The sequence below is a fragment of the Citrobacter sp. wls708 genome, assembly GCF_005281255.1.
GTDB lineage: Bacteria > Pseudomonadota > Gammaproteobacteria > Enterobacterales > Enterobacteriaceae > Citrobacter > Citrobacter werkmanii.
The window spans coordinates 181,295-194,288 of record NZ_SZXE01000018.1 but is presented as its reverse complement, the minus strand read 5'-3'; the positions used below and the strand labels follow the sequence as shown (position 1 = coordinate 194,288).

At 49.0% G+C, this 12,994-nt stretch carries 12 protein-coding genes; 7 read left to right on the top strand and 5 right to left on the bottom strand.

Translation table 11 applies throughout. The annotated features are described in order from the left end of the window. Positions 1-14: 14 nt before the first annotated feature. Positions 15-1,040 (bottom strand): inner membrane protein YhjD, encoded by a 1,026-nt coding sequence (gene yhjD, locus FDW97_RS14190; RefSeq protein WP_085049066.1) that lies wholly within the window; start codon positions 1,038-1,040, stop codon positions 15-17. A gap of 47 nt (positions 1,041-1,087) precedes the next feature. Then, positions 1,088-1,987, bottom strand: a complete 900-nt coding sequence (locus tag FDW97_RS14185; RefSeq protein WP_038635118.1) for a LysR family transcriptional regulator — start codon at positions 1,985-1,987, stop codon at positions 1,088-1,090. A 119-nt stretch (positions 1,988-2,106) separates the two neighbouring features. Between FDW97_RS14185 and FDW97_RS14180 the strand changes: the two genes are divergently transcribed. Together FDW97_RS14180 and FDW97_RS14175 are read left to right on the top strand one after the other, a co-directional pair. Next, on the top strand, positions 2,107-2,865 hold the full coding sequence (locus tag FDW97_RS14180) for an SDR family NAD(P)-dependent oxidoreductase (RefSeq protein ID WP_121529673.1): 759 nt from the start codon (positions 2,107-2,109) through the stop codon (positions 2,863-2,865). A gap of 362 nt (positions 2,866-3,227) precedes the next feature. After that, entirely contained in the window at positions 3,228-3,830 is a 603-nt protein-coding gene (locus FDW97_RS14175) for a response regulator transcription factor (RefSeq protein ID WP_137351205.1), read from the top strand. A gap of 45 nt (positions 3,831-3,875) precedes the next feature. Here FDW97_RS14175 and FDW97_RS14170 read toward each other — a convergent pair whose 3' ends face one another. Then, complete coding sequence (locus FDW97_RS14170; protein WP_069323754.1) at positions 3,876-4,199, bottom strand: glycoside hydrolase family protein; 324 nt, start codon at positions 4,197-4,199, stop codon at positions 3,876-3,878. Positions 4,200-4,285: 86 nt separating this feature from the next. Next, positions 4,286-4,825, bottom strand: a complete 540-nt coding sequence (locus tag FDW97_RS14165) for a GNAT family N-acetyltransferase (RefSeq protein WP_137346681.1) — start codon at positions 4,823-4,825, stop codon at positions 4,286-4,288. 167 nt (positions 4,826-4,992) lie between these two features. On the opposite strand from FDW97_RS14165, the gene FDW97_RS14160 reads away from it, so the two are divergent. Continuing rightward, complete coding sequence (locus FDW97_RS14160) at positions 4,993-6,582, top strand: STY4199 family HEPN domain-containing protein (RefSeq protein WP_137351267.1); 1,590 nt, start codon at positions 4,993-4,995, stop codon at positions 6,580-6,582. 27 nt (positions 6,583-6,609) lie between these two features. Here FDW97_RS14160 and FDW97_RS14155 read toward each other — a convergent pair whose 3' ends face one another. Continuing rightward, entirely contained in the window at positions 6,610-8,259 is a 1,650-nt protein-coding gene (locus FDW97_RS14155) for an alpha,alpha-trehalase (protein WP_032940627.1), read from the bottom strand. Positions 8,260-8,687: 428 nt separating this feature from the next. On the opposite strand from FDW97_RS14155, the gene FDW97_RS14150 reads away from it, so the two are divergent. The 4 genes from FDW97_RS14150 to FDW97_RS14135 all read left to right on the top strand — a co-directional run bounded on the left by FDW97_RS14150 (position 8,688) and on the right by FDW97_RS14135 (position 12,985). Continuing rightward, on the top strand, positions 8,688-10,085 hold the full coding sequence (locus FDW97_RS14150; protein WP_137351204.1) for a cytochrome-c peroxidase: 1,398 nt from the start codon (positions 8,688-8,690) through the stop codon (positions 10,083-10,085). Between the two features lie 124 nt (positions 10,086-10,209). After that, positions 10,210-10,929 carry a GntR family transcriptional regulator gene (locus FDW97_RS14145; protein ID WP_087857176.1) on the top strand — a complete coding sequence of 240 codons (720 nt, stop codon included), beginning with the start codon at positions 10,210-10,212 and terminating at the stop codon, positions 10,927-10,929. A 176-nt stretch (positions 10,930-11,105) separates the two neighbouring features. Continuing rightward, positions 11,106-12,083, top strand: a complete 978-nt coding sequence (gene fraB, locus FDW97_RS14140; protein WP_087857266.1) for a 6-phosphofructose-aspartate deglycase — start codon at positions 11,106-11,108, stop codon at positions 12,081-12,083. A 62-nt stretch (positions 12,084-12,145) separates the two neighbouring features. Next, positions 12,146-12,985 (top strand): fructoselysine 6-kinase, encoded by an 840-nt coding sequence (locus FDW97_RS14135; protein ID WP_038635106.1) that lies wholly within the window; start codon positions 12,146-12,148, stop codon positions 12,983-12,985. Positions 12,986-12,994 lie beyond the last annotated feature (9 nt).

Sequence of the window (12,994 nt, the reverse complement as noted above, 5' to 3'; positions counted from 1 at the left end):
TATTCCGGCGGTGGCTATTGCGTTTTCCCCGGCATCCGCGGGTCATCTTTGTATTCCGCCGTGGCTATCCAGGCGGCGCAAAACAGCGTCAGACGAGCGAAGAAGTAGAAGAACGCCATCAGTCCAAGCACGGAACCAAACGCTGCGCCTGACGGCGATTGCACCAGTGACGGCAGCGTGTAGGTCATGATCATTTTGATAACTTCAAACCCCAGCGCCGCGATAAATGTGCCGCGAATGAGTGCTTTCTTACGTGGTCGGTGACGCGGCAGTCGCCAGAAAATCCAGAAGAAAAGCAAATAGTTGGCGAAAATAGAGATGGTCAGGCCGATCAGGCGCCAGGCGGGCTTCAGCCATTCGATGCCGTCGAGATATAGCGCAGAGATAATCATCTGCTGGGCGGAACCGGCGATAGAAGTAATGGACAGAGTGACAATCAGCGCAATCAACAAACCAATCAATGAAACAAAATCGCGCAGGTATTTAACCCAAATTTTTTCCTGATCCTGCGGCGTACGCTCCCAGACATCTCGCGACTGGGCACGAATCGCTTCGCGCAGATTACCCATCCAGTTAATCCCGGAATAAAGGGCGATCCCAAGCCCGACCAGACCCACGGTGGTTCGCTGCTGAACGGCAGTGTTAATGGTGTTTTTTAACGTGGAGGCGAGCGTCGGGTCGCTGACGTTAAGCAGTATTTTGCTGAAGACATCCTGCAACAGCGTAGGGTGGGAGGCGAGAATAAAACCGGCGGCGGCAAATGACACCATCAGGATAGGGATCATCGACAGGAACGAGAAGTAGGTGATAGCGGCGCCAAACTGGTTTCCCATGCGGTCATTAAAACGCTCTGCGGCTCGAATCATATGGGCGATGACGGGCTGGCGTTGAATTTTATCGGCGAGGGTCAGGGCTGTTTGCAATGCCTGGTTGGTCGTACCGTTGGTTTCTGTTTTTTCACGCTCCTGGGTCTCAATTTTTGGGATCGGTGCGTGCTCAAGTTCCTGAATGGGGCGTTTTATCTCTTTTTCCTGCGTCATCAGGCCAGTATTCCTTGTTCTGTTCATTCTCAGGACAGTATAGCTTGTCAGTCCACATAATCTTTCATTACGCCGGTCAGCCATTCCATAAACAGATGAACCCGGCGGGAGAGGTTGCGGCGATGCGGATACAACAGAGAAACCGGCATCGGCTCGGCACGATACTGCCCTAACACCTCGACCAGCGTACCGGCGCGCAGGGCGTCGCGTACGCCGACGCGTGGCACCTGAATAATGCCCAGGCCGGCAAGGCACGCTGCATGATAGGTTTCCGTGCTGTTCACCGTCAGCATGCCGCCGGTTTTAACCCATTGAGTACCGTTGCCTGTCGCCACCTCGAAACCTTGTGCACGCGTTCCCAGGTTCACCGAGTAATGCACCACCGCATGCGAGGCTAAATCTTCCAGGCTTTCCGGGTAGCCAAAGCGGGCCAGATATTCTGGGCTGGCGCAGTTAATCTGCGTGAGTTTACCCAGCGGACGGGCAATCAGCCCTGAATCTTTCAGCGTACCTACGCGTACGACGCAGTCAAAACCTTCGCGGATCAAGTCCACCAGCCGATCGCTGCTGCTGAGTTCGAGTTCAAGTCCCGGATATTGATGCAAGAAGGCTGCCAGGCGAGGCATCACCAAATTTCTCGCGACGCCCACCGGCATATCCACGCGCAGCTTGCCGCTGATACTGGCCGAATCGTGATGGAATAGTCCATCAAGTTCATCCAGATTGCTTAGCAGATCTTTCGCGCGTTCATAATAGATCATGCCGTCTTGTGTGAGCTGGACGCGTCGGGTGGTGCGGTGCAACAGCTGCGTGCCCAGATGATTTTCCAGGGCCTGGATTTGTCGCGATACGCTACCTTTAGGTAGTCCAAGGGTGTCCGCCGCACGTGAAAAACTCTCCAGTTCTGCGACGCGGATGAACAACTGCATTGCGTGAATTTTATCCATTCTCATGCCCTATTGTTGTTCTGTATGAAACAGTAATGCGCAATCAGCGATATTTATTGTTTTTCTACCACCTAATAAGCTCTGTCTCAATCTTCACTACACATGAAATGAGGTTTCTTATGACGCAACGTATCGCATTGGTGACCGGCGGTGGTCGTGGACTCGGTAAAAACGCGGCGCTTAAGCTGGCAAGCAAAGGAATCGGTATCATCCTGACGTGGAACAGCAATGAAAAAGAAGCGCTGCAGGTTGTGGATGAAATTCGCCAATCTGGCGGTAAAGCAGCGGCATTACCGTTGAATGTCGGGGATATTTCAACATTCCCTCAGTTTATAAAACAGGTGCGGGAAACCTTACAGACCCAGTGGCAAAGCGACACCTTTGATTGTTTATTGAACAATGCCGGGATTGGTATTAACGCGCCGTATCCGGCGTTCACCGAAGCGCAATTTGATCAACTTTTGAATATCCATTTTAAAGGTCCTTTTTTCCTGACGCAGAACCTTTTACCGCTGATGAACAGAGGCGGCAGGATCCTCAATGTTTCAACCGGACTCGCGCGCTTTGCGCTGCCGGGTTACAGCGCATACGCGGCTATGAAAGGGGCGATGGAAGTGTTAACCCGTTATCAGGCCAAAGAGCTGGGGGAGCGCGGAATTACGGCCAATATTATTGCTCCCGGCGCGATAGAAACCGATTTTAGCGGTGGAAATGTGCGGGATAACGCGCAACTGAATGCATACATTGCTTCGCAAACAGCGTTGGGGCGCGTTGGTTTGCCGGATGATATCGGTGACGCGATTGCCGCGTTGCTCAGCGATGAGCTGGCGTGGATGACGGCGCAGCGTATTGAGGTCTCCGGCGGAATGTTCCTGTAACCCGTCGTGTCTTATTCAGCCAGATATTGGCTGAATAAGCATTTAATGCGATTTTTTATTTTGTAACATATTTGAATGATGGTTGGCATTCCTTATTTTTCGACAAAAATATAGACTGCATATAATTAATATTAATTAATATACATGAGCGTCAAAATATAAGAATTTACTTAATATGTTTCTCTGTTTTTGTTTCTTTGTGTGATTCTGTTGATTGAGCTGTAACTAATCATAATTTCTGCTTCTTTCTTCTACGACTATCGGTACAATGGCCCCCGCCAAATGGTGACTTCTTATTTTACCCTATGGGTAATACCCTTCCGCGCGCTAAGGCTAATATCTTATTCAGACGGAGATAAATAATGCAGTTAATAATGTTTGACAGGCAGTCAATATTTATTCATGGAATGAATGTAAGTTTACAGCAACGTATTCCAGGAGTGGATGTTCAGGGTGTCAGTCAGACAGATGACCTGTGGCAGAAGCTGGAAGACAACCCTGATGCAATGGTAATGCTGGATGGCGATCTTGATGCTGAGTTCTGCCGCAGCTTGCTGCAACAGATCGCGCAACGCTATTCGGCGGTAAAAGTGCTGGTAACAGCAACGGATTGCCGGAAAAGATGGCTACAGGAGGTCACGCATTTAAACGTGCTGGCCATTGTTCCACGTGACTCTGACGCGGAAACCTTCACACTGGCGCTCAATAGTGTCGCGATGGGCATGATGTTTATCCCCAGAGACTGTATTACAGTGACTGAGAGTAGCCGCCAAAATATAAGATCGCTCAGTGCGCGTCAGCGAGAAATTCTGACTATGCTGGCCGCGGGCGAGTCGAATAAACAAATTGGCCGACTGTTAAATATCAGTACCGGAACGGTAAAAGCCCATCTTGAGTCGCTTTACCAGCGTCTGGAGGTAAAAAATCGTACGCAGGCGGCAATGATGTTAAACGACGCTATTTAATTGACGTAAATTTCACAGTCAGAAAATTTCTGACTGTGAAATAGCTTAAGGCCAAATTTCTGTCATGTTAAATCGGGTTATTCCCACGCTGAATATCCACGCAATTAACGTCTCTTGTTGAAACCGATCTTTTATTTGCGGTTTTTTTTCATATAGTAACGCCTCACAGAGATGCAGATCGGCGAGCAGAAGTGCTTCTGCCTGCATTAGCGTAATTGGGGTATCAAAGGTTTCGTCTGCGGCAATTTCATGCCCGTAACCTATCACCCAAATTCCATGTTTATCCTGATACTTTTCCAGCGACAGGCCTTGCCATTGCTTAATAAATGCGACACAGGCGGGTGTGAAGTGCGTTGAACGGAGCGGCATAATACTCTCTGAGTAAAGAGATATATTTTAAGAAATCCACTCCGTTACGCCAGTTGCCATGTAGCCAGTTTTTACAGCAAAACGCCTTATGGCATTGGCGGCTGATATTCACGTTTTAACAGGCCGAAAAGCCAGTCATCGCGCCAGGTTTGTTGTAGCCAATAGCTTTCCCGCAGCGTACCTTCGTGAATGAACCCAATCTTTTCCAGCAGACGTCTTGAGGCTTCGTTTCCTGCGGTGACGCAGGCCGTCAGCCGGCGGAGTCCGCCGTGGGTAAATGCGTAATCGCAAACGGCATGCAGGGATTCAGTGCCATAACCTTTACCCTGTGCCTCGGGAGTAAGCAAAAAACCGACCTCGGCACATTCATTGTTATCATGAATATATCCAGTCACCCCCAGCGGCGTTCCCGATGCCTTATCGCACAGCACCAGGCAAAGCCAGTGCGGGCTGCCGGGGGACCACTCTGGTAAGCGTGAATGAAAGGCTGCCTGTATCTCTTGTTCTGTGCGCGTATCAGCGACAAAGCGCATCACATCAGCGTTCTGCTGTAACGTTAAAAAGAACGCCCAATCTTCAATATTCAATGGACGACAGATCAGGCGCGATGTTTTCAATACGGGCACGGACATATCTCCGGAATAATTTTCCATGATTGTGCGGAAGTCACTGTAAAACAGATTTATTTGCTATATGAATGTGTTTTAGTCTACGTCGATACACATCTGCTTTTATAGAAAATAACGACATACCATTGTGAGGCCGCACGTTTTGGGTCCTGTTAGGGAAGATGATGACCAATAGCGCATTACAAGCGACATGTACACCCTTTGAACGTTGTCTGGCGATCATCCGTCAGGCATCGGTAGAAATATTGCTGCTGTTAGGCGTGCATGTCGCAGAGGGTAAAGAGCCGCGATGGTTCCTTGAGCAGCTTGACCAGGCCAGATTGAATCTGGGCGGCTGGGGAGCTGTCGCCAGACGTTTGCAGATGAATGATGCGCAATTGAGCCAGTTCACTCTGCGGCTGCGTCATCTGCAGCAGAGCGTGCCGCAGTATGAAAATGGCCAGGACGTCAGTGAAAACCAGCTGATTTCTGCGCTACGCTTCGTGGCGTCTCTGGAACAATTGCGTCAGCAACAGCCCATACTGAAGTATGAAACTGAGATTGAACGTGCAGAGCCGGAAGCACAGATCCACGCGCAGCGTCAGCTTCGTGCCATAGAATTAACGCTCAAATCGCTTATCGCCCGGGTATGGCCGGATCAACATCCACTCAACAGCTTCCTGAAACAGCACTTCGGTGGGGAACGCCTGCGCCGTTGGTTAAAACTGGGTGACAGTCGGGATGCGCTGGACGGCATGATGTTTAGCGAGCTGGCGCTTATGGTCGTGGATAAGAAATTGTTTGTACGCCACTTTACCCAGATTTTTAACGACACCTCGGTGCTGACGTTGTTTGTCGAACCACGTCTTACGTTGCGTATGTTTCTGGATGATTGCCGGCTGGCCCGCAACGGCGTCATCGCGCAGCAGCCGCTGACCTCAGTACAACTGATGCTGTTGGATTGTCAGTACCGACAGATTACTCACCCTGTACAACGGGCATTTGCAGAAAGGCGTACGCGTGTTAATCCCGCGTCATATCTGGAGTCTGATGAGACGACCGTCCGCCAGTTCTGGGAAATGGCAAAGCAAAAGGATGAGCAGGCGGGGGGCGACAAACAGGAAATCGCCGACAGTATTGATCCGCCGGAGAAGCGAGCAAAGCGCACCGCGGAGGAGCGTGAACAGCTGATTTCAGGCATGTTGTGGGTCGCGGTCGGCGTGATGGTGCTGGTGATTTCGCTGGGTGCGTTCTGGTTATTCACTTCGCCAGCGCCACAGGCGTCATCCGGACAATCCGTTGAAATCGTGCAGGAGGAACCGCGCCGTGATGCACCTTCCGCACGGGAATCTGTGACCCGAATGGGTATCACCTGGGATGCCTTTAACATGCGCGCGGCTATCGATCGCAACGATACCCGCGTGACGTCACTGTTTCTGCAGGGCGGGATGGACTGGAAGCTGGCGTGGACGGAACAAGCATTCGCTGCGGGCAATACCGAGGTGTTGAGACTGCTGCTACGTTATCCTGCGCAGATGAACGAGAGCAAACCTTGCAGACAGTTTATGAGTACGCTCAGTCATGCCATGTCGAATGGGGCGTCACTCACTTCCTTGCACAAAAGCTACCTGCAAAGTTTTTGTTCGGTTCCGGCGGTTATCGCACGTCAACACTATGATCTTGAGCAGGCTCAGCTCCGCGCTCGCGCAGAACCCAGCCCGGAGAACAAGAAGTGGCAAAAAATTCATACTGAACTCTACGATGCGATTAACTAACGGCCTGAGGAGTCAGGCCGTCAGCGGCTAAGGTTCGCCATACAGCCCGATGAGTCGGCGCACCACGCCGTTTGTCCAGCCAAAGCCGTCCTGCAGCGGATATTCCCCGCCGCCGCCTTCTCGCGGCATGCCGTCGGCAATATGGTATTTTTCGATAAGCTTGTGGTGTTCCTGGTAAAAGAGATTCACCGTTTTCAACCAGTTACGGGCAATTTCATCCCCGAGATGGTCGTCGCCATACAATTTGAAACCTTGAATAGCCATCCATTGCAGCGGCGCCCAGCCGTTGGGTTTATCCCACTGCTCACCGGTTTCATGTTCTGTGGCTAAAATACCCCCTGGCGTTAGCAGGCGGCTGCGTACCGCATTGGCCAGCCGGTCGGCTTGTTCATGCGTTGCCATGCCGACATACAGCGGTACGATACTGGCGGCAGAGAAGAGGGCCATTTGTTCACGTCGCCAGTCATAATCGCGATAGCAGCCGTTTTCATCATCCCATAAGTAGCGATTCACCGCATCGCGGCGGTCATTGGCTTTCTGGCGAAACAGCGCTTCAGCTTCTTTGTCACCTTTCAGCGCCGAAATATTGGCGATGGCGCTCTCCAGCTTGTAGAGGAACGCGTTCAGATCAATTGGGATGAATTGTGTCGTGCGTATGCTGGCAAGGCGGCCTGCATCGCGTAGCCAGCGTGAGGAGTAATCCCATCCCGATGCCGCGCCTGCACGCAAATCGCGATACACCTCATTGGGCGGTCGACCTGAATGCTTGGCGGTCTCGACGTCTTCAAGCCACGATTCATCGCGCGGCGTATCACGATCGTCCCAATAGCGGTTGAGCAAGGATCCGTCCGACATTCTGATTACGTGGCGGTAGGCCTGGTTGAGCACCAGCGAATCGGCGCCATCCATCCAGAACGCGTACTCCATTTTTAGATGATCAAGATAACGGCGCGCGCCACGTACGCCATCCTCTTCAAACAGTTCCACCATCAGCGCAAAGACCGGCGGCTGCGAGCGGCTCAGGTAGTACGTTCGATTACCGTTTGGGATGTGACCATAATTTTCGATCATCCAGGCAAAGTTATCCGCCATACATTTCAGCAGATCTTCGCGCCCGCTCTCTGCCAGACCCAGCATGGTGAAATAGGAATCCCAGTAGTAGGTTTCGCTAAAACGTCCGCCAGGCACAATATATGACTGCGGTAACGGCAGCAACGAGGACCAGGGAATGTGGTCCTGCGGTTCGCGCGTCAGCACTGGCCACAATTGATCGATATGCTCTTTCAGCGAATTTGCCGGATCAGAAACGTATTCGCTGGAGGGCGTTTCCGGGAGCCAGAAATGGTTCTCAACAAAGCGCTTCAGGTCAAAGTCCCGATGGCGTTTGACCTTGCGATAACGGATCAAAATGTCCAGCGGGTCCATTTTGGGTGCACAGTCGGGGAAGGTTTTGCTATCGGCAAACAGTTTCGACGACTGGACATGTTCGAACAGCTCAAGGTAACGATCGGCCGGGGTTAACGCATCTGAGGCGGGCAGCCCTTCAATCATCTCCGGCTCAGGCTCTGCCTCAATCATTTCATCCAGCTTTAACTCGCACGGATCCATTTCATAAAGCAGATCGATGTCGATCGTCAGTTCTTCAGAAGGGGCGTGGGGTAGTTTCTGGTTGAGCATAATGAGAAAGACCTCCGATGGACGTTGAAATAGTAAGGCTGTTGCCCGGTCGTCAGTTAAGCGTAGACATTCGCTTCGGTATTGGCTGAGTAAAGCGTGCGGTTGATCACGTTTTAGTGTTGAGCATTATTTAAAAAATTAAACTATCCCAATGATAATAATGAATAATTCAGAATCGTGCGCGACCTGAAGATATTCCATTTTCAGAACATTCGATTGCAACGAGGTGTGAACGAAACCTGCTAATGGCTTAACGCTATAATAGGCACAGGCTATTCTATTGATAGTTCTCCTCCATGTAATTGCTTGATACTTATCAAAATAGTAATCCCCTCATTTCCTATGATGGTCAAGTCTGACAAAGACTGTGCATTAATTATTCTAATTTTTCTGGGTCACAATAACTCACAACGGTGAGGGTAAAAATAATGAAAATCATTACCCGTCTTACCGCGATTGCCATAGCTGGCATCGTGATTTGTTATTTTGGATTATCCGGTTATGTGTGGTATCACGATAATCAACGGAGCAAACAGGCTGATGTTCAGGCCTCTTCGCTGGAAGCAAATAATAAAGTTTTAGGATTCTTGCGCGAAAAAGGATGTGATTATTGTCACACCCCTTCGGCTGAATTACCTTTCTATTCTTCTTTTCCTGTCGCTAAGCAGTTGATGAATTACGACATTCAACTGGGATATAAATCCTTTAATCTTGAGGCCGTTCGTGCGGCGCTGGTCGCGGATAAACCCGTTTCGCAAAGCGACCTGAATAAAATTGAATGGGTGATGCAGTACGAAACCATGCCGCCGACGCGTTATACCGCGCTGCACTGGGCCGGTAAGGTGAGCGATGCGGAGCGCAAAGACATTCTGGGCTGGGTCGCCAAACAGCGTGAGCAGTATTACGCCAGTAAAGATACCGCCGCGCAGCATCGTAATGAACCCGTACAGCCAATACCAGAAAGCATCCCGACTGATGCCCGGAAGGTGGCGCTTGGCTTTACGCTTTATCACGATCCGCGTATTTCCGGCGACAGCACGATCTCTTGCGCGCACTGTCATGCCCTGAATGCGGGTGGTGTGGATGGCCGGAAAACGTCAATTGGCGTAGGCGGAGCGGTCGGGCCGATCAACGCGCCAACGGTGTTTAACTCAGTCTTTAACGTGGAACAGTTCTGGGATGGCCGTGCGCCGACATTACAGGCGCAGGCAGGTGGTCCGCCGTTGAACCCGATTGAAATGGCATCTAAATCCTGGGATGAAATTATCCAGAAGCTGGATAAAGATCCGCTCTTGAAGCAAGAATTTATTGCGGTTTATCCACAGGGATTCAGCGGAGATAATATTACCGATGCGATTGCTGAATTTGAGAAAACGCTGATCACGCCAAATTCACCGTTTGATAAGTGGTTACGTGGTGATGAGGAAGCGTTAACGGCTCAGCAAAAACATGGCTATCAGTTGTTTAAGGAAAATAAGTGCGCGACCTGTCATGGCGGTATTATTTTAGGCGGACGCTCATTTGAACCATTAGGTTTGAAAAAGGACTTTAATTTCGGCGAAGTCACTGCCGCAGATATTGGCCGGATGAACGTTACCAATGAGCTACGTGACAAGCTACGTCAGAAAGTCCCTGGATTACGTAACGTTGCGCTGACTGCGCCTTATTTCCATCGCGGTGATGTGCCTACGCTCGATGGTGCGGTCAAACTGATGCTGCGTTATCAGGTGGGTAAGGAACTGCCGCAGGAAGATATCGACGATATCGTGGCGTTCCTCGAAAGTTTGAACGGGGTTTATACGCCGTATATGCAGAACCATCAGTAATTTCAATATGATAAATCGGCCACCAGATTGATTTTGTGGCCGATTTTCTTTTTTTATGCCAGCAAATGTCAGGTAAATAGTTATAATACATGTCATGGTATTCTAATAATACAAAAGGATACAAATGATGGAGCAACCTGACAGCAATAGCGCAAAACCTCTCTATAAACAGCTTGAGGCATCCTTGAAAGAGGCGATTTTGCGCGGTGAATACAAGCCCGGTCAGCAGATCCCCACAGAAAATGAACTCAGTAGCCAGTGGCAGGTTAGTCGTGTAACGGTGCGTAAAGCTCTGGATGCTCTAACGCGTGAAAATCTTCTGACGCGTGTTTCTGGCAAGGGAACGTTTGTCAGCAATGAAAAATTTCAGCGCAGCATGACCGGGATTATGAGCTTTAGCGAGTTGTGTCAGTCCCAGGGGCGGCGGCCTGGCTCCCGAACTATCAAATCGGTTTTTGAATCGGTGGATAACGAGACTAGCGCCTCGCTGGGAATGGCTGAAAAAGAGAAAGCGGTAGTCATTGAACGTATTCGTTATGCTGACGATATTCCCGTTTCGCTGGAAACCATCCAGTTACCTCCTCGTTTTGCCTTTCTGCTGCAAGAGGACCTCAATAATCATTCGTTATACGCTTGCTTACGTGAAAAATATGGGCTGTGGTTTACCCATTCGCGCAAAATGATTGAGCTAGTGTATGCAAGCTTTGAGGTTGCTCACTATCTTGGGGTGAGTGAAAATTATCCTCTGATTTTAATTAAGAGTGAAATGATTGATAACAAAGGAGAATTATCTTGTGTGTCTCGTCAGTTGATCGTTGGCGACAAGATTCGATTCACCGTATAGGTCCTCCTCTTACATCTTTGATACTGGCTAAAATCGGGATCCGTGTCGCGGATCCCGATTTTTTATGGTTCTTACGTTGATCAAATGTCTTTAAATGTATTATAAAAAAACCAATACATTAAGAGTCATTTTGTAGGCGATATCCGCCTGTATGATTGATTGAACCAGAGGGAACCATAATGAGCATTAAAGAAATTGTGAACGATATTGTGGCCAGTCAGGCGGAAAAAGGGGGGACTAAACATGTTTACTATGTTGCCTGTGGTGGGTCTTATGCCGCGTTCTACCCGGCAAAAGCATTCTTAGAAAAAGAGTCAAAAACGCTGAGCGTGGGCCTTTACAACAGTGGGGAATTTATCAGTAACCCGCCTGTTGCGCTGGGTGAAAATGCCGTCGTTGTTGTTGCTTCGCATAAAGGCAATACCCCTGAAACCACGAAGGCGGCAGAAATTGCACGCCTGCATGGCGCGACCGTTATTGGGCTTACCTGGGTTATGGATTCACCTTTGGTTGCGCATTGTGATTATGTTGAGACCTATACCTTCGGCGAGGGAAAAGATGTCGCTGAAGAGAAGACGATACAATGTTTGCTTACCGCGGTAGAGCTTCTTCAGCAAACAGAAGGCTATGTTCACTATGACGATTTCCTGGATGGCGTCAGTAAAATTAACCGTATTGTATATCGTGCTTGCGAGCATGTGGCTGAACGGGCACAAGCATTTGCTCAAGAATATAAAGACGATAAAGTTATTTATACTGTTGCCAGTGGGGCGGGCTATGGCGCGTCATATTTACAAAGTATCTGCATATTTATGGAAATGCAGTGGATTCATTCAGCCTGTATTCACAGCGGTGAATTCTTCCACGGACCGTTCGAAATTACGGATGCTAATACACCATTTTTCGTACAGCTTTCTGAAGGTAGTACCCGCCCGGTCGATGAGCGTGCATTAGATTTTCTGAAAAAATATGGTCAGCGAATTGAAGTGATAGACGCGAAAGAGTTAGGGTTGTCGACTATCAAAACTACGGTTATTGATTACTTTAACCATTCTCTCTTCAATAATGTTTACCCTGTCTACAACCGAGCGCTTGCTGAAGCTCGCCAGCATCCGCTCACTACACGTCGTTATATGTGGAAAGTAGCATACTGATTACTAAAGGATTAAGTAAAAGCAGGGACGCTTTTTAAGATTTTATAGAGCAGGGTATTATTATGAGTATTCGCGTAATAGGTATAGGTGACAATGTCGTCGATAAATACCTTCATTCTGGAATGATGTATCCAGGTGGCAATGCCTTAAATTTTTCTGTCTACGCAAAGCAAGCCGGTGCTTCAAGCGCCTTCATGGGGGCGTTTGGGAATGATGACGCGGCAAAACATATACAAGATGTATTGCATAAGTTACAGATAGATATTACCCATAGTCGACATTATGAGGGGGAGAACGGTTACGCCTGTATTCGCCTCAATAATGGCGATCGTGAGTTTGTCACCAGTAATAAAAATGGTGTTTTACGCGAGCATCCCTTCATGCTGACGGTGGATGATCTGCGATACATTGCCAGTTTTGACTTAGTTCACACCAGTATTAATGGTTATCTGGAAAGTGAGCTGGAAAAAATAAAACAGAAAAATATCATGATATCATTCGATTTTTCTGGACGTGGCACCGATGATTATTTCGCAAGAGTATGCCCATGGGTAGATTATGGCTTCATTTCCTGTAGTGGCATCTCACCAGATGAAACCAAAGAAAAAATAAATAAGCTTTACCAATACGGTTGTCGACATATTATTGCAACCTGCGGGCATGAACGTGTTTATTATTTTTCCGCTGGTGGTTTTCTTGACTGGACGCCGAAATATATTGAGCCAGTAGATACCCTGGGGGCAGGTGATGCGTTTTTAACCGGATTTATGCTCTCCATTATCCAATCAGGTACAGCTGAGCCCGATCGAGAAAGGGTGCTGTGCGCCATGCAGGCTGGTGGTAAATCTGCAGCGAATGTTTTGTCTGATTACGGTGCATTCGGTTTTGGTAAACCGTATTAACCCTGTTAA

Bases quoted from the DNA above. Each gene is read 5' to 3' on its own strand.
- yhjD (WP_085049066.1), bottom strand. From the start codon at position 1,040: ATGACGCAGGAAAAAGAGATAAAACGCCCCATTCAGGAACTTGAGCAC.
- FDW97_RS14185 (WP_038635118.1), bottom strand. From the start codon at position 1,987: ATGGATAAAATTCACGCAATGCAGTTGTTCATCCGCGTCGCAGAACTG.
- FDW97_RS14180 (WP_121529673.1), top strand. From the start codon at position 2,107: ATGACGCAACGTATCGCATTGGTGACCGGCGGTGGTCGTGGACTCGGT.
- FDW97_RS14175 (WP_137351205.1), top strand. From the start codon at position 3,228: ATGCAGTTAATAATGTTTGACAGGCAGTCAATATTTATTCATGGAATG.
- FDW97_RS14170 (WP_069323754.1), bottom strand. From the start codon at position 4,199: ATGCCGCTCCGTTCAACGCACTTCACACCCGCCTGTGTCGCATTTATT.
- FDW97_RS14160 (WP_137351267.1), top strand. From the start codon at position 4,993: ATGACCAATAGCGCATTACAAGCGACATGTACACCCTTTGAACGTTGT.
- FDW97_RS14155 (WP_032940627.1), bottom strand. From the start codon at position 8,259: ATGCTCAACCAGAAACTACCCCACGCCCCTTCTGAAGAACTGACGATC.
- FDW97_RS14150 (WP_137351204.1), top strand. From the start codon at position 8,688: ATGAAAATCATTACCCGTCTTACCGCGATTGCCATAGCTGGCATCGTG.
- FDW97_RS14145 (WP_087857176.1), top strand. From the start codon at position 10,210: ATGATGGAGCAACCTGACAGCAATAGCGCAAAACCTCTCTATAAACAG.
- FDW97_RS14135 (WP_038635106.1), top strand. From the start codon at position 12,146: ATGAGTATTCGCGTAATAGGTATAGGTGACAATGTCGTCGATAAATAC.